This is a genomic window from Streptomyces olivochromogenes (genome assembly GCF_001514115.1).
Lineage (GTDB): Bacteria > Actinomycetota > Actinomycetes > Streptomycetales > Streptomycetaceae > Streptomyces > Streptomyces olivochromogenes.
Genome location: NZ_KQ948477.1, coordinates 30606 through 51761, shown reverse-complemented (window position 1 = coordinate 51761; position 21156 = coordinate 30606). Strand labels below are relative to the sequence as shown.

Annotated in this window: 19 protein-coding genes; all 19 read right to left on the bottom strand. The window is 71.2% G+C overall.

The window, feature by feature from the left end; all coding sequences use genetic code 11:
• Positions 1–13: 13 nt before the first annotated feature.
• The 19 genes from AQJ27_RS43790 to AQJ27_RS43700 all read right to left on the bottom strand — a co-directional run bounded on the left by AQJ27_RS43790 (position 14) and on the right by AQJ27_RS43700 (position 21080).
• A complete protein-coding gene (locus AQJ27_RS43790; RefSeq protein WP_067382273.1) occupies positions 14–1495 on the bottom strand; it encodes an NUDIX domain-containing protein in 1482 nt (493 codons plus the stop codon).
• A 56-nt stretch (positions 1496–1551) separates the two neighbouring features.
• A complete protein-coding gene (locus AQJ27_RS43785) occupies positions 1552–2607 on the bottom strand; it encodes an NUDIX hydrolase (RefSeq protein ID WP_244313885.1) in 1056 nt (351 codons plus the stop codon).
• Positions 2608–2751: 144 nt separating this feature from the next.
• Positions 2752–4692, bottom strand: coding sequence for an ATP-binding cassette domain-containing protein (locus tag AQJ27_RS43780; protein ID WP_067382265.1), 1941 nt, complete (start codon positions 4690–4692; stop codon positions 2752–2754).
• A 213-nt stretch (positions 4693–4905) separates the two neighbouring features.
• On the bottom strand, positions 4906–6039 hold the full coding sequence (locus tag AQJ27_RS43775) for a hypothetical protein (RefSeq protein ID WP_067382262.1): 1134 nt from the start codon (positions 6037–6039) through the stop codon (positions 4906–4908).
• A 4-nt stretch (positions 6040–6043) separates the two neighbouring features.
• Positions 6044–8089 carry a methyltransferase, FxLD system gene (gene fxlM, locus AQJ27_RS43770; protein WP_067382260.1) on the bottom strand — a complete coding sequence of 682 codons (2046 nt, stop codon included), beginning with the start codon at positions 8087–8089 and terminating at the stop codon, positions 6044–6046.
• Between the two features lie 37 nt (positions 8090–8126).
• Positions 8127–9197 carry a lanthionine synthetase C family protein gene (locus tag AQJ27_RS43765; RefSeq protein ID WP_067382254.1) on the bottom strand — a complete coding sequence of 357 codons (1071 nt, stop codon included), beginning with the start codon at positions 9195–9197 and terminating at the stop codon, positions 8127–8129.
• Positions 9194–11236 (bottom strand): lantibiotic dehydratase family protein, encoded by a 2043-nt coding sequence (locus AQJ27_RS43760; protein WP_235613862.1) that lies wholly within the window; start codon positions 11234–11236, stop codon positions 9194–9196. Before AQJ27_RS43760 ends, AQJ27_RS43765 begins: the two co-directional genes overlap by 4 nt.
• An 89-nt stretch (positions 11237–11325) precedes the next feature.
• Positions 11326–11511 carry an FxLD family lanthipeptide gene (locus AQJ27_RS43755; protein WP_067382251.1) on the bottom strand — a complete coding sequence of 62 codons (186 nt, stop codon included), beginning with the start codon at positions 11509–11511 and terminating at the stop codon, positions 11326–11328.
• Between the two features lie 125 nt (positions 11512–11636).
• Positions 11637–12104 (bottom strand): DUF6082 family protein, encoded by a 468-nt coding sequence (locus AQJ27_RS43750; protein WP_067382249.1) that lies wholly within the window; start codon positions 12102–12104, stop codon positions 11637–11639.
• A gap of 74 nt (positions 12105–12178) precedes the next feature.
• Positions 12179–12754, bottom strand: coding sequence for a DUF6624 domain-containing protein (locus AQJ27_RS43745; protein ID WP_067382245.1), 576 nt, complete (start codon positions 12752–12754; stop codon positions 12179–12181).
• On the bottom strand, positions 12751–13323 hold the full coding sequence (locus AQJ27_RS43740; protein WP_067382435.1) for a hypothetical protein: 573 nt from the start codon (positions 13321–13323) through the stop codon (positions 12751–12753). Before AQJ27_RS43740 ends, AQJ27_RS43745 begins: the two co-directional genes overlap by 4 nt.
• Positions 13324–13397: 74 nt before the next feature.
• Positions 13398–13889, bottom strand: a complete 492-nt coding sequence (locus tag AQJ27_RS43735; RefSeq protein WP_067382243.1) for a helix-turn-helix domain-containing protein — start codon at positions 13887–13889, stop codon at positions 13398–13400.
• A 127-nt stretch (positions 13890–14016) separates the two neighbouring features.
• Complete coding sequence (locus AQJ27_RS43730; RefSeq protein WP_067382241.1) at positions 14017–15270, bottom strand: acyl-CoA dehydrogenase family protein; 1254 nt, start codon at positions 15268–15270, stop codon at positions 14017–14019.
• 87 nt (positions 15271–15357) lie between these two features.
• On the bottom strand, positions 15358–15996 hold the full coding sequence (locus AQJ27_RS43725; RefSeq protein WP_067382238.1) for a GAF domain-containing protein: 639 nt from the start codon (positions 15994–15996) through the stop codon (positions 15358–15360).
• Positions 15996–16583: a GTP-binding protein gene (locus AQJ27_RS43720; RefSeq protein WP_067382236.1), complete on the bottom strand. Its 588-nt coding sequence runs from the start codon at positions 16581–16583 to the stop codon at positions 15996–15998. The genes AQJ27_RS43725 and AQJ27_RS43720 overlap by 1 nt, the downstream gene beginning before the upstream one ends.
• A gap of 52 nt (positions 16584–16635) precedes the next feature.
• On the bottom strand, positions 16636–17049 hold the full coding sequence (locus AQJ27_RS43715) for a DUF742 domain-containing protein (RefSeq protein WP_067382234.1): 414 nt from the start codon (positions 17047–17049) through the stop codon (positions 16636–16638).
• Positions 17046–17561, bottom strand: coding sequence for a roadblock/LC7 domain-containing protein (locus AQJ27_RS43710; protein ID WP_067382232.1), 516 nt, complete (start codon positions 17559–17561; stop codon positions 17046–17048). The genes AQJ27_RS43715 and AQJ27_RS43710 overlap by 4 nt, the downstream gene beginning before the upstream one ends.
• A gap of 73 nt (positions 17562–17634) precedes the next feature.
• Positions 17635–19152 (bottom strand): sensor histidine kinase, encoded by a 1518-nt coding sequence (locus AQJ27_RS43705; protein WP_079065721.1) that lies wholly within the window; start codon positions 19150–19152, stop codon positions 17635–17637.
• A gap of 26 nt (positions 19153–19178) precedes the next feature.
• Positions 19179–21080, bottom strand: a complete 1902-nt coding sequence (locus AQJ27_RS43700; RefSeq protein WP_067382230.1) for a glycoside hydrolase family 15 protein — start codon at positions 21078–21080, stop codon at positions 19179–19181.
• Between the last annotated feature and the right edge of the window lie 76 nt (positions 21081–21156).

The window sequence follows — 21156 nt, the reverse complement described above, 5'->3', positions numbered from 1 at the left end:
CTCGGTGTGCCGGTCATGCGGGCCAGCCCGTCTCGCTGTACAGCTCCCCGTTCTGAATCTTTCCGATGGCCACCCGGGTGTAGGGGACGAGGTCGTCGGGGAGGGCGGCGGGATCCCAGAATCTCCACTGGGTGCACTTGTCCGGCTCGAGCAGTTCCGGCTCGCCGCTCCAGGCGCGGGCGCGGAAGAACAGGCCCATGCGAGGCCGGTCCCCGGCCTTGTCGATGTGGTGGACGACGTGGACAAGTTCGACATCCTGGCGCTCGATGTACAGGCCGGCTTCCTCCCGCGCCTCCCTGATCAGGCAGGTGATGGCGTTCTCCTGCTCGCAGTGGCCGGCCAGGACGTGCCAGGTGGACGGCGCGAACGTGGAGTCGGGGTGGCGCAGCCCGAGCAGCACCGTCCCGTCGGGGCGCTCCAGGTAGAGGTGGACGCCGATGACGTTGAGGACCGTGCCATGCGGCGAAGCTCGGTGCTCCTCCTGCAGCGCGAGCCCGCTCTGCGGCGCGGTGCTGGCCGGGAGACTGGCAGCGTGGCGCCGCACGAGGTCGCTGGTGGTGTCCGCGATACGCAGGCGGTGGAGGTCGTCTGGGGCGAACCAGGCCAGCATCACCCCTTCCGTCAGGCGGAGGTCGCGGGGATCCCCGTTCCAGCGGCCGGCGTAGGTGGCGATGGGCACGGTCGCGTCGGCGTTGTCGGAGGCGTACTCGGTGCCGAACGGGGTCAGGTCGCCGAGGTCGAGGCCGGCTTCCTCAGCTAGTTCGCGTCGCACGGTGTGTTCCAGGGTGGCGTCCTGGGGCTCTCGGCCGCCGCCCAGCAGGGACCACATGCCCGGCTCCCAGATCTCGCCGGGGAAGTAGTCGCGCAGGTGAAGCAGGTACTCGCCGCGGTCGTTGTAGATCAGTGCGGAGGCGTTGGCGGTCTCCGGCTCGGCTTCGGGCGCGAGCTTGAGCAGCTTCTCGCGCAGGGAGGGGGAGGTCACCCTGTCCACGGGCCGCCACTCGATGCCAGCGACTTCTTCCTCCTGCAGCACCACCGGCACCTCTGTCGCGGTCTGCAGACGGAAGAGGAAGCGGAGGTCGAAATGCTGGTGGCCGGGTTCGCCTTTGCCCGGGTGGGCGTCGACGTCGTGGATGTCGATGTCGAACGGCACGGTCTCGTAGCCGGACCACGGTGCCACGGCCTGGGGTGGGATCCCGGTCTCCTCGTGCAGCTCCCGCAGAGCCGCCCCTGCCAGGGACTCGTCTTCGGGCTCGGCGTGTCCGCCTGGAGCGAGGACCTTCCCGCTCGCGACGTGCAGCACGTGCAGGACGCGGCTGAGCGGGTCGACGACGATCGCGCCGCAGGTGACGTGTCCGGTGAAGGTGGAGCGGCCGGCGATGTCGGTGGGCCGGTCGAGGGCGTCCAGGAGGCCGCCGAGCTGTACTCGCTCGTGAGGGTGGCGGGCGAGGTAGGTCTCGACGGTGGTGCGGATGTGGTCGTGCGACAACGGCATAGGTGTACCTCAGAGGGAGCGGTGCGGGACGAGTCCAGGCGGGGTGGTCGTTCGTGTCAGCTCAGCCGCATCCCCTCCGCGGGGACTTCCTCGATCACGGCGCGAGGAGCGACAGGCAGGCCCCAGCGCTCCCGAGCTGTCTCCGCAGCGAGTCCGGCTTGCCGCGCTCCGGGCGGGCCCCATCCCAGCAGGGCGGCTGCCTGGGCGGGGGTGGCGAGCAGGCGGGCGAAAGGGCGGCCGGTGGCGGGGTCGACGGCCGCCGGCCCGATGCCGGTGACACGGGCGGCCAGGCGGAGCCGGGCGTTGGGCCCCACCCCGCCGTAGACCTCGCCGGTCTCATCCAGCACCCAGCCCAGTCGCACCGGATCGGTCAGAGTGAGCTGCGCTTCCTCGGCGGCTTCCCGGTGGAGGGTGCCCTCGGGCGTCGCGTCGGTCTTCTCCACGGTGCCGCCGGGCAGCATCGGCAGCGCACCCCGGGGACCGGGGTCGGCAACGAGGACGACCCGGCCGTCGGGAACGAAGCACCACGCCCAGGCTTGCTGCACGGGGAGCGGCTCGGGGACGGGGCCGCGGTTGAGGGGGCTGTCCCACAGGGGGCGGTAGCGGACGTGGACGTTGTGCCGGTCCAGCGCCGGGACGTCGAGGATGTGCCGGCCGTCGGCGAGGTGGGCGGTGGCGGTGTTCCCGAGCCGGGCGCGGTAGGCGGCGAGCATGATCTGCCCGTCCACGGGGCGCAGCCGCTGCACCGCGTCCCGGGTCTCGAGAAAGGCGAACTCGGACAGCTCGTCGCACGGCAGGCGGATCGCCGCGAGCTGGTCGGCGGTGAGAGTTCCTCCGTCGAAGACGTACCGGATCTCTCCGGGGCAGGGCATGCCGGGCCTGATGTCGGGGTGGTGCGGCGAGAGGGAGTGGATGGCGAGCACGCTCGACAGAGGCAGGTCCGCCAGGCCCAGTTCCTCGGTGATCTCGCGTCGGCAGGTGTCCAACGGATGCTCGCCGGGTTCGACGACGCCTCCGGGCAGCAGCCACCGGTCGTCCTGGTGGTAGGTGGGGTGGACCAGCAGGACGCGGCCGACCTGGTCGGTGACGATCGCGGCGGCGCCGAGCCACACCGCGTGCCGGGACGCGGAGTACTGTGCTGCTCGCGAGGCAGCCTGCGGTGCAACGTGATCCGAAGGGGAAACGGGAGAGGTCACGAGGCTCTGCCTTTCAGAATGGTGGGCGGGCGCATGTCCGGCGCGGACCGGGAGTGGTGATCAGGCAGTGTCGCCGCTCATCCGGCGCTGCAACTCCCACAAGGACTGGAAGAGACCCGGCTCCCGGGTGAGCTGGGCGTAGGTGCCCTCCTGCACGATCCGCCCCTCGTCCAGGACCACGATCCGGTCGGCGACGGCCACATTGGTGAGTCGATGCGTGATCAGCAGGACGGCGCGGTCCTTGGCCAGTTCGCGCAGGCCGGAGAAGATCCGGTGCTCCGCCCGTGCGTCGAGCGCGGCCGTGGGTTCATCCATCACCAGGAGCGCCGCCTGCCGGTGGAAGGCGCGGGTGAGGACCAGTCGCTGCCACTGCCCGCCGGAGAGCTGCTGCCCGCCGAACCACTCGCTGGTCAGGAGGGTGTTCAGGCCGGAGCGGAGGTTGGGCAGCATCTCCGCGGCGCCGGACGCCTCGCACGCGGCGAGCAGGGCCGCGTCGCTGGTGTCGCCCTGCCCGAAGGTGATGTTGTCGCGCATCGTCAGCGGCAGGTAGGTGAACTTCTGCGGGACCAAGGCGACGTGCTCCCATGACCCCCATGGATCCAGGTCCGCCGTGGAGACGTGGTCCCAGGCCACGTCGCCTTCGGTGGGCAGGAGCAGCCCGCACAGCAGGCGGGAGAGGGTCGTTTTGCCGGAGCCGTTCTCCCCGACCAGCGCCACGATCTCGCCGCGCCGCACGTGGAGGGAGACGCCGCTCAGGCTGTCCTTCGGGGCGCCGTCGTAGCGGTAGGTGACGTCACGGACCTCGAAGCGCTCCGGGACCGCGGGCAGGGCCGCGGTCCCGCGGGAGTCGATCATGGCCTGACCGTGGGCGTTGTCGAGGAAGTTCTGCCAGTCCTGCACGTACCAGCCGGTGCGCACCAGGCGGGCCCCGCCGTTGATGATGCCGCGCACCGAGCCGGTGGCCGTCTGAAGGGCGAAGACGGCGCCGCCCCCGGCCGCCAGGCTCATCTGGCCGGAGGCCAGGAGCCACAGCAGTGCCGCCCACACCGCGGTCGAGGCGATCCCGCCGGCGACAGCTCCGGCAAGCCCCATCCAGGCACCCGTGTTCGCGGCCTTGCGTTCAGCCGCGTTGACCGAGGCGGCCAGCTTCCGGTACCGGCCGATCAGGAAGGGGCCGGCCAGGCAGGCGCGCATCTCCTCGCTCGACTCCTGGTAGGCCATGTGCCAGCGCAGCTTGCCCAGCATCCGGCGCCTCCCGGAGGTCTCCAGGCTGGCGAGGTAGATCACGCGTGCGGAACGGACGTAGGCGGCGGCCTGCGGCAAGCAGGCGAGGAAGAGGAGGGGAAGGAGCAGCGGGTGCAGGACGGTCAGGACGGCCGCGCCGGCCGTGAGCGTCGCGGTCGCCGCGAGCACGTCCTGAGCTTCCTCTACCAGGTCAGGGGTGACCTGGGCGCCGCGGTCCGCGATGTCGTAGGCGTCGTTGTAGCCGGGCTTGTTGTTGGCGGCCAGTTCCGCGCCGAGCGCCCCCTCGATCATCGTCAGCTCCGCCGCCCGGCCGAGCACCGGGCGCAGACGGCCAGTCAGCCAGACAACCGTGATGCCCAGCAGCGAACGCAGGCCGGTGGCCGCGGCGATGACGGCCAGCTGCGGGGCAGCGTCCCACAGCCGCTCGGTGATGTCGCCCGAGGAGATCAGCGCGGTGATCGTGCCCGTGACGGCCAGGAGGCCAAGAGCCGCGAGGACACCCGTCCCGATCTGGCACACCAGCAGTCCGATGGTCGCGCCGCGGTCGACCCGCCAGGCCATCTGCACCGAGCGCCGTACGAGCGAGGGCAGGCGCCGCGCCATCGTGCGGGAGGTCAGCAGCGACCCCGCCTGGAGCCGCGACTCGTCGCGGTAGAGGTATTCCTCCTCTCGAACACTGGCCCCCTGCGGTTCGTCTTCCTGCGAGGTGCCCTTCGGTGGTCGTGGCGGCTGATCCTGCGTAATGGCCGAGGTCATCGTTCCCCCTGGGACGGTCGCTGCGGCGGAGTCGTGAGGATCAACGACCCGGCAGCGATTTCGAACACACGTCATTCGGTCGTGCTTGGGAGCCCGCTATTTCCGGTGCGAGGAGACCCTGCGGGTCCGGGATCCCTGGTCTGGTGGGGAGCGGCTCCGGGCCCGAAGTGGCCGAAACGCCGACGCCGCCGTGCTGTGAGGTGATGCGGCAGGTCATCCTGGCTGGCTCCCCGCTTGGCTGAGATCGCGCTCGGCCTCGAGCAGCCATTCCAGCTCTGTCTCGGCGTGGGCGACCGCGCCGGTCAGAGCCTCATGGTGATGCGCGGGCAGGGAGCCGGCTCCGAGTCCCGCCGCTGTGATCACCGCGCTGAGAGCGTCTGTCGGGCCGGTACTCAAGGCGGATGCGGCAACGGGATGGTGCAGTACGTCGCGTGCGGCGTAGGCGTCGAGTCGGGCGACGTCGACGAGGGCGTCGAGCATGGGGGTGGTGTGCCGCCCGGCGGGCTCCAGTTCGAGGGCTGATAGGCCCGTCCGGGTCTGGAAGGCGGCGGTCGACGGTTCGGGGTGGGCAAGGAGCAGGGTGGCTTCGCGCAGGGTGTGGTCGAGGTCGGCTTCGACGACAGGTGTGTTTGCGGGTCGGCAGTGGGCGTGCAGGAGGAGGGCGATGGCTCTCTCCCAGGGCTCCGTGGGCTGGGTGGTGTCGATCAGGTCGCGGGCCTGCTGGTCCAGCCCCTGTTCCATCAGGGCCATGATCTTGATCTGGCGGCCGTCGAGGAGCCGGTTGCCGATGCCGCGGTGCTGAGCCATGGCCTCGGCCGCGTCGGTCCACCGGCCGATGCCGGCGAGAGCCCGGGCGCCGTCCACGAGCAGCGTGACCCACAGCTCCTGGCACACCCTGCGGTGCTCCTCATCCGTAGCGGTCAGGGCCGACAGGTCGACGGTGCGCCCGTCGATCTCGGTCTTCTCCCGTTTCCGCGCGGCGTCATTGAGGCGGGCCAGCAGGTCGTAGGCGGCCTTGCCTTGGCCGTCGCGGGTCAGTAGCCGGGAGAGGTTGACCAGCGGCATCAGCGACATGACAGCGATCGGTCCGCTCAGGCGTCCGGCGTCGGCGAAGACCTGGTGCTGGCGCCAGCACAGGCTGGCGGCCAGGTCGGGCAGGCCGACGTCGGAGGCGATCAGCGCGGCGTAGTTGAGGACCCCGCAGGCGCGGGCCACCAGGTCGTGGTGGCTCGCACCTGCGGGCGCGATGGTCAGCCCGGTGAGGTGGTTGATGCGCTCCTGAAGCGGGAGCGCGGGCGCCTTGGTGCGGCGGACCAGGGGGATGCGGCTGGCTATCGCGGGGATCATCGGCTCAGCCCTTGCGCGCCCAGTCGACGACGAGTCGGCTGTAGGGCTTGTCGACGACGAAGCGAGTGTCGTCCACCGTCAGCCGGTCACGCGAATCGGCGACGGCCATCCGGAAGCCCGGTTCGGGGGCGCCGTTGCCGCCGCTCGCGTCCCAGGCGCGGATCTCGCTCACGACGCGCTCGGCGAGGTCGGCGCCGCCCTCACCGTGGCCGATCACGCCGACCTCCCAATACCGGCCCTTCTCGTCCTCGCCCTCGCGGATGGTCAGGTACGCGAGCGACCCGCCGTCGAGGGCGGCCATGGAGCCCCAGCCGAAGTGCGGGGTGAAGCCCGGGCGCTGGCCCGGCAGTCGGGACAGGCCGTTGGGCAGCACGCAGGCCAGGTACAGGTACAACCACTCCCACGCCGATCCCTGCCGGAACTTCACCCCGGTGTAGACCTTGGTCTGATGCTGGTCGAGGACGGAGCGCAGCGCGTCGCGGTCGACGTCCTGCTCGCTGAACGTCTCCAGGCGCACGTTGCCCGCGCCGGCCATAGGCACGAGGGTGTACACGTCGTCGCAGACGCCCTTGCGCAGCGGGATGAAGGTGGCCATCTCGCAGGAGACGGTCTTCCACGTGTCCCCGTCGCGTTCGAAGGCGAAGCTCCGGGAGATGCTCCCGCGGATGCGCATCGGCAGGACCAGGCGCCCGCTGGGGGCAAGCTGGTCGAGGATCTTCACGGGTACGTCACCGGCGCCGACGGTGAAGATGATCCGGTCATAGGGGGCGTGCTCGGGCAGCCCGGCCGCGCCGTCGGCCATCACCGCAGTGGCGTTGTCGACGCCGGCCTCGGCGAGGTGCTTGCTCGCGCCGGCGACGAGGTCCTGGTCGACGTCGAGGGTCCACACCTGCCCGCCGGGGGAGACGATCTTGCCCAGGAGGGCGGCGTTGTAGCCGGTGGCGGCTCCGGCTTCCAGAACCTTGTGCCCGGGCTGGGCGCCGAGCTGTTCGAGCTGGGTGGCGACGATGGACGGCGCGGAGATGCAGGAGATCATCTCCCCGTGCTCGTCGTGCTTGATCGGGACCGCGTCCTCCTTGTACGCGGCGTCCAGGTCGACGCCGGGCAGGAAGGCGTGCCGGTCGGTGGTGCGGAAGGCGTCGATGGCCGCCTGGCTGCGCAGGTGGCCGCTGTCGACGAGCCGCTGGGCGAGGGCTTCGCGCAGCTCGTTGGGGTCGGTTACGGGTGTCACAGTGGTCTCCATTCGAGGGAGGCTAGGGTCCGCGGAGGCGGACTTGCGGGTAGACACGTCAGCTCCTTCTCCGGTGGAGAAGGCGACGTGACGGCCGAGCCACGCGGTGGCGGCCTGCGTCTCGGCGGGCACGCCCGCGCGGTTGAACGCGAAGATCGCGTGATGGGCGATGACGCCCCTCAGCCCGCGTATCAGTCGGCCGTCGGCGGCGAGCTGGCGCAGGCGACGGCCTGCGTCCTCGAACGCGGCGACGCGCTCGACCCAGCCCGCTTCCGCGTCTGGACGCAGGGCCGCGTCCGCGTTCATCAGTCGCCGCATCGCGGAGACGGCTCTCTCCAGCGCGGGCGCCTTGGGCGGGGTAACGGGGGGCCGCAGGGCGGCCCACCGGGCCCATACGTCTCCGGCTTCGAACGGGTCCAGTCCCGCCTCGCGGATCATGGCCGACAGCAGCATCACGCTGCGCTCACGGGAGCCGGGGTTGCCGGTCTCGGTGAGCGCGGCTGGGCTGTCGGCGCAGAACAAGTCGTGCGCGACCTCCATGCCTTCGGGGCCGCCGAAGGCGTGCGTTTCCGGCTCGTAGATCCCGCCCGTCCAGCCGGTGACGACGCGGTCGGCGACGAGCTGGTCCAGCAGTTCGGTGGCGGGCAGTTCGGTGCGTAGGCGCACGCCGGCGTCCTTGCGCAGGAAGTGGAAGCGGCGCCCGGCCAGCGCGGTCGCCAGGGCCTGGGCGGCGTCCGCCTGCTGGTCGGGGAAGGCCACGGAAGCGTGCCACCAGGACGTGTCCGTGGGGATCGGCAGGTTCTCGTCGTCGAAAGTCATGAGGAGGGAACTCCTTGCGAGGCGGCGGGGGGCGAGGTCAGGTGAGCAGGAGGACGCGGGTCCACCCGGTGGTGTCGGTGGCGTTCAGAGCGAGTTGGGCTCCGGCGCGGCCTTCCATGAATCCGGGTTTGGGCAGGTGCTCCCAGTCGGCGGCCAGCCGTCGGTACACGTCCTGGACGATGGGGGTGAAGCGTGCGGGAGCGGTGCTGTCGGCGGCGACCGCGCGGGTGAGGGTCAGCAGGCCGGCCCAGCCGTGGCAGAGGGTCGAGTCGGTGATGCGGGCGAGCCGCAGAGGGTCGGTCAGGATGGCTTCGACGGTGTCCTCAGCCGCTTGGCGCCGTGCGGGGTCGCCGAGGGCGAGCGCGGCGAGCTGTTGGGCGCGGGCGATGCCGGGCTGGCCGTAGCACCAGGACTGGCGAGCCGGTTCCGCCTCGGGCGGCTGGTCGGCGTCCAGGTGTGCTTCGGTGGACCAGTAGTGGGTGCCGTGCCGGTCGAGCCAGGTGGCGAATGTGCCGACGGCCTCCTCCTGTCCGGGGACGCTGACTCCGGCGCGCAGGGCGAGGGAGAGCACGGCCAGGGGCCCCGCGATGCCGTGGGCCATGCCGTTGTTGCCGTGTCCGCCGGTCATCTCCTTCCCGTCGGGGCCGACCGGCGACCACCACCCGGGCAGGATCCGGCCTTCACCGCGGGCGGGGTGTGCGAGCGCGACGAGACAGGCGAGCACGTCGGGCAGCCGGGTCGCGATCGGGCGGCGGGACAACAGCAGTGCGGCGAGCCCGGTCATGCCGCGGATGAGGTCCCACTCGGCGAGGTGGGGCAGAGCGCCGGCCGCATGACGGCGGTGGGCGGCGGCGAGCCGGGCGTCCACGACGCGGTCGACGGCCGCGCGGACGTCGTCGCTGGCCCCGTGGGCGCGGGCCAGAACGAATTCCAGGGCGGGTGCGCCGTGGAAGAGGCTGGCGTTGCTGCCGGTGCTGACGCCCCGGACGGTGGCCTGGGTGAGGTGGCGGCGGGCGGTGGACAGGTCACGGCACTCGACGTCGAGCAGGGCCATCCCCAGAGCGCCCTCGGACAGGTCCTGCGTACGGGGCACGGTCGTCGTGGTCATGAGCGCCTGGCCAGGGGGACGACGATGCTGTGGGACCGGCCGCCGATCCACCCGTCGGCGTCCGGCGGGGGCGCGTCGTGCAGCGTGGCGATGCCGAAGGGGTTGGCGTCCAGGTGCGCGCGCAGGAGGTCCAGGTCGACGTCGCGGGTGAGGTCGAGGGGCAGCTGCTGGTCGTCCTCGGCGAGCAGGACCCGCTCCGGCACCCGGAACCGGGCACGCCAGGCGTGGAGTTGGTCCGCCCACTGCTGGAGTGGGGCGGTGCGGGCGGGCAGCGTGCGGCTGCGGATCTTCCACCGGGCGGTGGTGAGGATGGTGCGCCGGTAGGTGAGGGCCGGGGTGAAGGGCAGGGTCCAGGCGGCGCCCCAGTCGAACCAGGTCACCTGCGGGGACGCGGCCCGGCTGATCTCGCCGAGGAAGCGGGCCATCGGCGGGGTGTAGTTGTTCCACAGGAAGTTGATGGCGGTGGGGGCCAGCAATTCCAGTCGCTTGCCCGTCGCGGACTCCACCAGCTGGGGACGGCCGTCGGTGACGGTGACCGAGAGGTCGCGAGGGAAGAGGACGTGCGGTTCGGAGTGGCGGAATTCGCCGACGCTGACGACGCGGGGCAGGGCCTGCGGCGCGCGGGTGAGCAGGTCGGCCGGCACCCGCCCGGCGTGGAAGGAGAGCTGCGCGAGTTCCGCCTCCGGATCGACGGTGGGCAGGTTCGCGTACGTCGCCTCGTTGCCGGGCAGGAGGTGCCAGAACCGTCCGGTCATCGATCCGGCCGAGCGGGAGACGGTCAGAACGCGCAGCCGGAAGTCGCCTCGGTCCAGGGCCTGGACGGAGGAGGCGTGGACCTGTGCGGCCAGTTCGAGGTGGGGCGCCAGGTCTTGGGGCTTGTCGCCGGCCGCTGCTTCCAGTTCCTCGATCATCGCCCCGGTCAGCGCGATGGTGCGGCTGCCTTCGGCGGCGGCGGCGGTGCCGGCCAGCTCCAGCAGCAGGCGGTCGCGCCTGGACATCGGCCGGGGCGGTTCGCTCGCCGTGACGAACCCTGCTGGGAAGCCGACGCCTCGGTTGGGATCTGTTGCTGCCTCCACCGGCACGTTGTTGTTCTCGCCGTAGTGCTCGGTGAACTGCTCGATCCACCGGCGCCAGGTCGGTGTCCCGTTCGGATGGGTGACCAGGCGGGCCAGGATGGTCGCCGCGGTCTCCGCTTCGGTCAGCACCTGCTCGGGCAGCCGCACGTCGGCGTCCAGCCGCAGGTCGTACGCTGCCCGCAGGCTGGCTGCCTGGGTGTGCGCCGCAGGCGGTAAGACGCTGGCGGGCTCGGCGATGGTGGCGGGCGCGCGCAGCGAGGAGCGCAGCAGCCGCACCCGCAACAGTTCACCGAGAAGCCGGTCGCGCGCCGTGTCGCTCACGGCGGGGAACTCCGCAGCCAGTTTGTCGGCCAACTGGCGATACGCGATTGGGGATCGGGCCAGGTCGAGTACGAGACGCAGCGCGGGGCTGAGGGCGAGGCGGAACTCGGCGTCGCCCTCGGACGGCACGTGGATGTGCTGGTCGCGCTGCCGGATAAGGGTGTTGACGCAGACCTCGGCGTCGGCCATGCGCGCGGCGTCGCTCTCCCAGGCACTGAGCATCTCGTCGAGCTCGACCGGGTCGGGGCGGGTGACGGCCTGGTGTTCCTCGCCGAAGCGCACGGATGTTGCCTGGTCGAAGCCGAGCGGGGCAACACCGGCGAACAGGCCGTAGGGGGTGGAGCGGCGGGCGTAGCGGATCGCGTAGCGGGCGGTGGCCAGCGCTGCCCGGCGCACCCGGCGTACCTTCGGCGTGCGGCCGTCGATGATGGCCTGCACCTGCTCGACGAGGTGCGGGCTCGCCTGCGACACGGTCCGGCGAAAGTCGGTGTCAGACCACACCGTGTTCAGCCACGCGCGCCACTGCTCCACGGGCGCCGTGGATGCCGGCCAGGGCGGCATGGTGGGCTCTGTCGTGTGCGCCGCGGCGCGCAGCATGGCCTGCCCCGCACCCTGGTACAGGCTAGGCCGTTGCCGTGTCATCAGCGCTCTCCTCATCTTCTGGCGTGACGGGCGGGGGCGGGCCGGACGGGGAGAGCCCCGTCCGGCCCGCGCTGCCGGGGTGGCCCGGCTTACGAGGTGGTGCAGGCGCTGGGGCAGGAGCTGCCGCAGGTGTCGCCCGTGCTGCACATCAGGACCGTCTCGGTCGCCGGCGTGCCCTCGATGAAGGTGATGTCGAGCCCGAACGGGTCGGCGTCGGTCTTCACGAGGTCCGCCTGCGCGGGAGCGGCCGGCCTCTCGGCCTGGATGGCGGTCATGCATGCCTCCTAGGGGTGGTGGATGGTGCGGGTACCGGGGCCCGGTCGGGTCCCGGAGCTTGCTGCCAGACGGCGGTGGCCGGCGAAGTCGCCTGTGCCGTGGCGCCTGGGGGTGTGTGGTGCCGTCAGGCTGCTGCGGGCTGCGCCTGCGGGTGGTTCTTCGCGGCCTGGTCCAGCACCCTGGTGAAGTGCTCGGCCCGCTCGTTTCCCTCGGCCTCCCGGGCGCGGAGGTCGCCGAATCGGTGCCAGTAGCGTCGGCAGACGTCACTGCTCATGACCATCGAGGCGAAGAACGGCAGATGCCCGTCGCGGACGAAGCCGAGGCGGTCGCGCAGGCTGAGTGTGCAGATGAGCTGGTTGGCCTTCAGCAGCTGCATGTACTCCTCGACGTCCATGTCCTCGGGCTTCCACAGCTTGGCGAGGTCGGCGTTGGTGGACATCTGCGCCAGCCAGTCGAGCTGGTTCCGGGCGACGACCGCCTCGTTCCGCTCGGCCTGGTGCCGCGCGTCCTGCCTGAGCCGGGCGGCTCCGACCACGGCGGTGGTGAGGGAGAGGACTGCACCGGTAGCGAGGACGGCGGTGGTGAGCTTCATACGTCAACGTTCCTTTCGTAAAGCGGGGTTGTGGCCGGGCGTCCGGCTGGTGGAGATGCAGGGGCTCCGCTTCCTCATGCGGCCCCCGCGAGCACGACGGTCGGGGCGTCACCGGCGGAGCCGTCAGGGGTGTACCGGCGGCGCACTGTCCTCAGAGCGACGGCGATCGGTGGCAGTCCGACGGTGGCCCTTCGCTGGTCCAGTGATCCCGGCACGCGCAGCGGGCACAGCTCGACGCCGTCCGCGCGCAGGAGGAGCTGTGTTCCGTACTCCTGGTCGTGCCCGCTGTTGATCAGGGCGCGGTCGTGCAGGTGCGCCCAGTGCTGGATGAGTGCATCGTCGGCCTGGACCGCGCGCTCGAGCAGGGTGGTGGCGGCGCGCTGGAAGTCGGGTTCGTCGTCGCTGTGAAGGGCGATGCTCCAAGCGGCGCGAGCGGCGGCAGGGCCGACGAGGAGGTGGCCGGGCCAGTCGTGCTCGGCCAGGATGCGGCGCAGCACCTTGGTGTTGGCGTGGTCGGCATGCCGGCCCTGGCCGAGTTGGACGGCATCGAGCTGGTTGCGCACTCGTTTGGCCCGGTGCGCGGCCGAGTCCGCTGCGCGGGCGATCAGCTCGCGGGCGAGGTCGGGCCGCTGGGGGCCGGCGGTCATCACGCGCTGTTCCGATCGCTCGGGGCTGCCTGCGGCTCGTGGACGCGACAGCCGATCAGTGCGCTCAGCCCGGACCGGCGCTCGGCGGCGAGTTCGAGGCGGGCGACTCGGTCACCCTCTCGTCCTGTGCCGGAACCCCGTACATCCCAGCCCATGTCGGTGAGCCGAAGCAGAAGGGCGGCCACGGGTTCGGCTTCGAGGGCGTGCCGGGCCAGTGCCTCGGTCCGTACGAGCGGGAGGTCGAGCCGGGCGGCGAAGTCGGAGGCCCAGAGGGTGATCAGCCGGGTGATGTCGTCGGGATGGTCGGGCAGGGTGTGGACGCAGCCCAGGAAGAGACACGGGCCCTGGCCCCATCCGAGGTCGGGGTCAGGCTGCGGGATCATGCAGGCCAGCAGCTTCCCGTCCTCGAACAGCCCGGCCGGTTGTGCCTGCGGGTCGCGGAAGAGATCCGGGATGTCAGCTCGAGCGGGCACCGGCAGGCTGCGCATGGTGAGCCAGCGCTGGCGGTCCTGAACGAGGGCGGCAGCTTCCTCGCGTTCGGCGTCCGTGCGTAACGTGCGCATCTCGTATATGGCGACCAGGGGCGCCGGAGTGAACGACGCCGCAGCCGGTCGCTCCTTGCGGGCCATGGGAGTCGGGGGCCTGCTCACTGGCTCGCTCCGCTCCGCGTCGCGTGGGCCGGCTCGGCCGTAAGCAGTTTCCAGCCGTGAGCGAGGATCACCAGCTGGGTGGTGTCCCGTGCGCCCGTGTCGGCGAGGAGCTGGTCGAGCGCGGCGCGCAGGTCGGCCGGGGCGATCTTGGCGGCGACGGCGATGTCGCGGGCATCGCTGTGCTCAGCGACGGCTCGGAGCAGCAGCAGTTGCTCCGAGCCGAGCTCCGGCGTTGGACTGTCCGCCGTCGGCGGAGCCACCTGCTGGAGAGCGAACAGGCGGTGCACGATCACCGGGGGCTTGCAGCGGGGCGGGCAGTGGAGGCTCTCGCGGATGTCTCGGACGTACTGGCGGACGGTAACGGCGGACAGTCCGGTCTTCGTGGCGATCTCTTGGGGGGTGAGGGGGTTCGCGAGGTGCTGGGCGACGCGCTGCAGTGTCGGCGTCAGGGGTGTGATCGGTGCGCTGGTCGTCACGGGCGGAGTCACGGTGTCTCTTTCTCGGCTGGGTGGACGTTCACCGGGAGGGGTGCCGCCGGTCCTCGCGGGGGACGGGGGCCGGCGGCACGGGCCCGTGCGCGGCGGTCTGGATTCACGGGGTGCCGCGCACGGGGGCTCATGCGGCCGTAGGGTCGGGTCGTGCCCAGGCCGCCTCGGCGGCAAGGCGTTCGGACCACTGGATGTGGTCCTCGTCGAAGGCGGCGTCGGCCAGCCGTATGCGCTGGACTTCGCCGGTTCCGGCCGGTGGGTAGGTGTGCTGGATGTCGCGCCACAGGCGCTGGAGGACGTAGTCGCGGTCGAGGGCCTGGGCGCCGTGCAGTTCCATGGCGTCCTGGGCTGACGTCATGGCCCATTGGTGACCCAGGTACTTCGCGTTGATCAGGTCGGCGTCGCAGGACAAGCCCTGGTCGAGGAGGTACACGGACTGGTAGGCCAGGATGCGTCCGGCGCGCAGGCGGGCCTCCATGTCACCGATGCGGTCCCGCAGGACCGGCAGATCGGACAGGGCGCCCCGGTAGCGGGGGCGTGCATTGAGGCGAGCAGTCGTGGTGGCGACGACCGCCTCGTGGATTCCGAGGCTGACCGCGGCCAGGTTGGGCCGGCCGTACAGGATGCTGCTGCTCTGGGCCACGCTCAGCCCTTGGCCGATCCCTCCGACCACGTTGTCCGCGGGGACGCGGACCTGGTCGAGGTCGAGGCGGCCGGCGGAGAAGCCATGCAGGCCGAGACCGGGGCGGTGGTCGGAGACGGAGAGCCCGTGGCGGTCGGATTCGACCATGAACGCGGTCAGTGCCTCGGAGGTACGCACGCCAGGCGCGGCGGTTCGGGCGACCACGAGGTGGGCTCCCGCGAGATGGCTGTTGCCGATGTGAACCTTGCTGCCGTTGATCACCCACTGATTGCCGGCGCGCTCGGCGGTGGTCTCGATGCCGCCGATGTGCCCGCCGGCCCGCGGTTCGGTCACGGCGATCGACAAAAGAAGTGAACCGCCCGCCACCCGCGGCAGCCAGCGGCCCTTCTGCTCATAAGTGGCGAAGTGCAACAGGGCGCCGACGGGGATCAGGGTGGCCTGCAGGATGGCCGCGGCAGCCGCCGAGACGCAGGCGATGCGGTGGACCAGGACCGTCTTGGCCACATGGCCGGCGCCCAGACCACCGAAGGCGGGCGGGACGGTGACGGCGAACCAGCCCCGTGCGGCCATCAGATCGGCGACCTTGCGCTCCACCCTGCCCGGAGCGGCCTCCATGCGCACGGCGCGCGGCGCGATGTGCTCGGCCGCGAAGGCGTCCGCCTCGTCCCACAGCAGTTCGTGGCGGGCGGTGAGATAGGGATGCAGCGCCGGAGGCGGCGTGGCGGGTGTGGCGGGCATGGTCGTCTCCCTCTCCCTGGGTGAAGGTCGCACGGTGGAGCGGCCGGGGATCGCCTGCGGCTCCCGGGTGGGGGTGGTGGAACGGGCCTAGCGGACGGGCGCGTGGGCGATGCGGTCCATCACCTGGGCGCCGGTGTTGATGACGATGTCTCTCACCCGCCGGGCCTCACTCAGGGGCCGCTTCTCGGGGTCGATGATGCCCACCGTGCCCAGCAGGGTCCCGCTGTCGTGGATGAGCGGTGCGCCGAAGTAGGAGCGGATCCCGACCGCGTCGACCACGTGGTTGCCGCTGAAGCGAGGACTGGCGTGCACGTCGTGCAGTGGGAGGGCCTTCTTGCGGGCCACGACCTCCGGGCACCAGCCGTGGTCGCGGCTCATGGTGCGGCCGACGATGACGTACCCGCTGTCCGCGGGCGGCTGGTGCAGTCCGACGAAGGTCTGCTCCTCCAGGAAAAGATTGACGAACCCGTACAGGAATCCGGCCTGCGTGGCCATGTCGCGGGCCAGCTCGTCGAATTCCTGACTGGCAGCAGTGGGCACGCCCAGGCGCTGGAGCAGCTCATACCGCAGCGCCAGTTCGGTCGCCTGCTGGTCCTGCGGGCCGGTGACGGCGCCGGCCGGGACGGACGTCCCCTGGGCGGTGTCCCGCATGCGGCGTCGCGGCAGTGAAAGCGTGGCTGGGGCGGTCTGCGGTACGAGGTAGGGGTCGTTGGGCTGATATGACATCAGGCGTCCTGGAGGGTGGTAGTGGATGTGGGGCGAACGGGACCTGCCGCTGCGTTCTTCACGGCGTGGCCGACGAGGGTCAGCAGGACGCCGGCGACGTGGTTCGGGTCGCGGGCGTCGCAGGTGACCACCGGTACAGAGGCGGGGAGTTCGAGGGCGGCGCGGACCTGCTCGGGGTGGTAGCGGTGTGCTCCGTCGAACTGGTTCACGGCGACGACGAAGGGCAGCCCGATGTCTTCGAAGAAGCTGACCGGGGTGAAGCTGCTTTCCAGGCGTCGGGTGTCGACCAGGACGACCGCCCCGACGGCTCCGCGGGAGAGGTCGTACCAGAGGTCGACGAACCGGTCCTGGCCGGGCGTGCCGAACAGGAACAGTTCCAGGGGCACGGGCGCGTCGGGCAGGCTGAGGCGACCGAAGTCGAAGGCAACCGTAGTGGTCTGCTTGGCCTCGACGCCCTCCAGGCTGTCCACGTCCGCGCTTGCCTCGGTCAGGTACTCCTCCGTGCTCAGCGGCGTGATCTCGCTGACCGCGCCCACGGCGGTGGTCTTGCCCGCGCCGAAGCCGCCGGCGATCACGACCTTCAGCACGGTCGGTGCACCAGCAGGCGGGCGCGACGGAGTCCGCAGGCCCACGGCCGGGTCACCCGGCCTGGGGGTAGGCGATGGCATCGGGCCACTTCCTCTTCAGGCCCGCCGAGAGGGCCGCCAGTAGCTGGGTGGAAGGACTGGCATCCGAGTCCGTGTCGGATGCGGCATAGGGGGCGGTGACGGGGACGACCAAGACATCGGCGTCCAGGAGGTCCGAGACGAGGATCTTGACGGCGGTGACGGGCCAGCGGAGTCGGCCCGCCAGTTCGGTCACCGAACGCCGGCGCTCCCGGCACAGGGCGAGGATCTCCTCGCATTCCTCGGCTTGCGCCGGGCCGGGCCGCCCCGGTCCGGCGTCCAGCACGGTCTCCAGACCGAGCAGGTGCCGCGGCTTGGTGCGCCCGCGCGTCAAGGTGTAGGTCCGCACGAACGTTGACTCCTCGGCCGCGCGGCCGTGTGTGCTCACCGGACCTCAGCACCCGTGCCGACGCGGACGGGGATCTGCATGTAGGGGGCGAACTTCTGGACGAGGCGCCCCATCTCGAAACCCACCAGGCCGGCGTCGGCGTCCGTGGTGGCGATGACGGCGAGGATCGTGTCCACCTCACCGCGTTCGTTGCCGGGGCGGTTGTCGAAGGCCGCACTGCGCCCGGCGCTCTGGACGAAGAACAGGCAGTCGTCTCGCTCGATGATGACCTGCCTGGCCGGCCTCTTCTTGTGGCTGGGGCCGGTGATGTTCGCCGCGAGGGAGGCAACTCCGCTGACTGCGGCCGACAGTTCGTCCGCCCAGTCCTTGTCGACGTCGCTGTCCAGCAGCCGCAGTCCGTCGCGCGACAGCAGGACGGCGTGCGTGACGCCCGGGACATCGGAAGCGAACTGACGCAGCAGCCAGGCCATGTTGTCCCGCTGCCCGCTTGCCGTTGTCTCGGATGCGGGCGCGTCGCCGGTCACGTTGTTCATCGCGGGGTGGGTGCTCATAGGGATCGCTCCAGAAGGGGGAAGGGCCAGCGGATGTAACGGGCCGCCGGGAACGTGGAAGGAAGGGCGAGGTTCAGGGCCTGGGCTGCTCTGTCGAAGCGGTGGGAGGACCGGCGGCCCCGCCGGCCTGGATGCCGTTGCGGAAGGCGGCTGCGAGCCCTGGCGTCGCCGCGGTCACGGGGGCTTGCTCCCGCTCGCGTGGTGGATGGAACGAGCCGACCTGACGTCTACGCGTGGGAAGAGCGGGCGCATCAGCAGAGTGACCTGCCTCTGCGGCTCCCGGTGCCCCTGCGGTGCCGGGGCGTGTGACCTGGCCTGCCGTCGGGATGGCTGGAGTCGCGGCAACCTGCCGCGGCTGAGGCGCGATGGGGCGGGCTTCCTTTGGCAGCGCGCTCGCATCGTCGACGGAGGGAATCGCTACGAGGAGCCGTGCCGGAATAACGACCAGGGCGGTGGTGCCTCCTGTCACGTTCTCCTGCAGGAGAACGGACAGCCCGTGGGACTGGGCGATCTTCGCGGCGACCAGCAAGCCGAGCTGGCCGGCTCGGACTTGGCCGCTGACATCGACCTCGTCGGGGGCTTTGAGTAGGTGGTTCATCTGTGCCCGCGTCTGCGGATGCATGGGGATGGCCCGGTCCTCGACCTCGACCGCCAGCCCGTTTGCCACCCGCTGCGCACGCACCATCACCTTCGTCGCCGGATCGGAGCACTCGCAGGCGTTCTCGATCAGCTCGGCAAGCAGGTGCGTCAGGTCCGGACCCACATGTCCGGGAAGACCCAGCTCGGCGCCCACGGACCCGGCCGCGACGGCCACACGCGGATACTGCACGACCTCGGAGACCGCGCCGCGCAGCGCCGTCGCGACGGGAACAGGCCGGCGCACGCTGCGCAGGGACTGCCCGCCCAGCACCGCCGTGCTCTCGACCTGGCGACGCATCCGCGTCACGAGGTGATCGATCTCGAAGATCTTGGCCAGCAGTTCCGGGTCGTCGGTCAGCATCTCCAGCTGGCTCAGTGCCTGAAGCGCCTTGCCGACCAGGGCGTGCTCGCGCATGGCCAGACGGCGCAGCACTTCCAGGAGGACGACGGACTGGGACTCGTCGTGCACACGTATCAGCGACGCGATGGCCTGCGCCTGGACTGAACTCAACGCCTTGTTGATCTCGGCGTTCGGACTGGCCGATGGTGGCGCCTGCAGGTCCGGCAGCGGCGGGCGTCCCCCGCGGCACAGCTCGTCCGCCGACCACTGCACCGACTTCTCGACGGCTGCCGCTGCCCCCGCGACCGCGGTCAGTGCCGCTGCCCGGGCCTCCTCCGCGGCTGTCTGCACGGCCCCTGCGGCCGTTCGCGCTCCGCGAGCTGCCACCGTGGCGACCCCAGCCAGTCCGCAGACCAGGCCGGCCAGGAGCCAGCCGGGGCCTACCGCGGACACCGACCAGAGGGGGAAGGCGGCACCGAGCAGCGCGGCCAGGAGCACCAGGGGCAGTGCCACGGCGCGGCGGGCACGGTGCAGCGTGAACGCGTCGATCGGAGGCCGCCGTCTGCGGTGGCCGGTAGCGGCCGGCCGTGCCGGGAAGGCGCTGTCAGGCATGGGAATCCTCGTCAGGGTGGGGGTGGCTAAGCGTGCTGCGGCGTCAGGTCTGCGCAGGTCTGGCGTGTGCTGCGTGAGGTCGAGCGGGGCGTCGGAACCGCGACCGCGCCGCGGTGGTGGGAGGACTGCGTCGCCAGGAGCTGAAGGAGCCGGGCGCTCTGGATCAGGCCCATGTGGCTGAACGCCTGCGGGAAGTTGCCGAGCTGGCGCTGCTGGACGGGGTCGTACTCCTCGGCCAGGAGCCCGAGGTCGTTGCGCAGCGCGAGGAGGCGTTCGAATAGGGCGTGGGCCTCGTCCAGTCGGCCGGTCAGGGCCAGGGCGTCGACGAGCCAGAAGGAGCAGAGGACGAATGTGCCCTCGTCTCCGGTCAGGCCGTCCACCCCGGCGTGGTCGCCGATGGTCGGGTACCGGCGTACGAGCCCGTCCGGGGTGGAGAGTTCACGACGTACCGCGTCCACGGTGCCGACGACGCGCGGATCGTCCGGCGGCAGGAAGCCGACGCGGGGGATCAGCAGCGTGGCGGCATCCAGCTCCTGCGAGCCGTAGGACTGGGTGAAGGTGTTGCGCACCGGGTCAAAGCCCTTGGTGCAGACCTCGTGGTGGATCTTCGCCCGCAGTTCGGCCAAGTAGTCCAGGTCCATGTGGAGGGAGCCGGCCTCCACCAAGCGGATGGTGCGGTCGATCGCCACCCAGGCCATCACCTTCGAGTGCACGAAGTGCCGGCGTGCCCCGCGAATCTCCCAGATCCCCTCGTCGGGATCCTGCCAGCGCTGTGCCAGGTGCTCGACGAGTCGCTGGTGCAGCACGGCGGTGTCGGCGCAGTGGGCCACACCGCTCTCGTGCGCGAGGTACAGGGTCTCGATCACCTCGCCGTACACGTCGAGCTGCAGCTGGTCCGCCGCCCCATTGCCGACCCGTACCGGGGTTGAGCCCTCGTACCCGGGAAGCCAGGGAAGCTCCCGTTCCCGCAGATCGCGCTCCCCGGTGATCCCGTACATGATCTGCAGGTTCTCCGGGTCGCCGGCCACGGTACGCAAGAGCCATCGCCGCCACGCCTGCGCCTCCTGCCGGTACCCGGTCCCCAGCAGCGCGGCCAGCGTCGTGGAGGCGTCCCGCAACCAGGTGAAGCGATAGTCCCAGTTCCGCTTGCCGCCGATCTCCTCGGGCAGCGACGTGGTCGGCGCCGCGACGATCCCACCGCTCGGCCCGTACGTCATCGCCTTCAGCGCGATCAAGGAACGAACCACGGCCTCGCGGTACGGCCCGTTGTAGGTACACTCCCGCGTCCAGTCCTGCCAGAAGATGAGCGTCTCGCTGAGCGCGGCCTCCGGGTCGGGAACGTCGGGCGCCGTTGCGTGGGACGGGCACCAACTGAGGACGAAGGCCACGCTCTGCTCGGCGGCGACGGAGAAGGCACTGACGATGACGCCGTCCTTCTCCACCTGCTGGACGCAGGTGTCGAGCCACAGAGCGTCCGCGCCGGCCTCCGCGACCATGCGCCCACCGGCCTCGTGAATCCACGGGCTGACGCCGCCGTACCCCGGCCGCGGACGCATGGCCGAGACCATGGAGACCTCACCGGTCAGGCCCTCGACGATCCGGATCACCTGCGGTGCTCCGTCGCGCGGTGGCATGAAGTCCAGGACGCGGACCGAACCGGCCTGGGTGCGCCATACCGATTCGAGGACGAGCGAGTCACCGCGGTACCGGCGCTCGGCGACTGCTTCGGAGCTGGAACGGCCAGCGGGAGCGGCCGGAGCGATCCGCCAGGTGCCGTGTTTCTGCGTGCCGAGCAGGCTGGCGAAGACGGCCGGCGAGTCGAACCGGGGCAGGCACAGCCAGTCGATCGAACCGTCGTCGCAGACGTGGGCACTGGTCTGCATGTCGCCGATCAGGCCGTACTGCTCGATACGCGGAAGGCGCTTCATCGTGTGGATCTCCGTAGGCCCCGCGGATCCGGGGATGGCTTCGGGGCCGCCGCAGCGGCCGGGAACGGTAGGAACG

Coding starts and splice junctions, on each gene's coding strand:
- AQJ27_RS43790 (WP_067382273.1), bottom strand. CDS start 1,495: ATGCCGTTGTCGCACGACCACATCCGCACCACCGTCGAGACCTACCTC.
- AQJ27_RS43780 (WP_067382265.1), bottom strand. CDS start 4,692: ATGACCTCGGCCATTACGCAGGATCAGCCGCCACGACCACCGAAGGGC.
- AQJ27_RS43775 (WP_067382262.1), bottom strand. CDS start 6,039: ATGATCCCCGCGATAGCCAGCCGCATCCCCCTGGTCCGCCGCACCAAG.
- fxlM (WP_067382260.1), bottom strand. CDS start 8,089: ATGACTTTCGACGACGAGAACCTGCCGATCCCCACGGACACGTCCTGG.
- AQJ27_RS43765 (WP_067382254.1), bottom strand. CDS start 9,197: ATGACCACGACGACCGTGCCCCGTACGCAGGACCTGTCCGAGGGCGCT.
- AQJ27_RS43760 (WP_235613862.1), bottom strand. CDS start 11,236: ATGACACGGCAACGGCCTAGCCTGTACCAGGGTGCGGGGCAGGCCATG.
- AQJ27_RS43755 (WP_067382251.1), bottom strand. CDS start 11,511: ATGACCGCCATCCAGGCCGAGAGGCCGGCCGCTCCCGCGCAGGCGGAC.
- AQJ27_RS43750 (WP_067382249.1), bottom strand. CDS start 12,104: ATGAAGCTCACCACCGCCGTCCTCGCTACCGGTGCAGTCCTCTCCCTC.
- AQJ27_RS43730 (WP_067382241.1), bottom strand. CDS start 15,270: ATGCCCGCCACACCCGCCACGCCGCCTCCGGCGCTGCATCCCTATCTC.
- AQJ27_RS43725 (WP_067382238.1), bottom strand. CDS start 15,996: ATGTCATATCAGCCCAACGACCCCTACCTCGTACCGCAGACCGCCCCA.
- AQJ27_RS43710 (WP_067382232.1), bottom strand. CDS start 17,561: ATGAGCACCCACCCCGCGATGAACAACGTGACCGGCGACGCGCCCGCA.
- AQJ27_RS43705 (WP_079065721.1), bottom strand. CDS start 19,152: ATGCCTGACAGCGCCTTCCCGGCACGGCCGGCCGCTACCGGCCACCGC.
- AQJ27_RS43700 (WP_067382230.1), bottom strand. CDS start 21,080: ATGAAGCGCCTTCCGCGTATCGAGCAGTACGGCCTGATCGGCGACATG.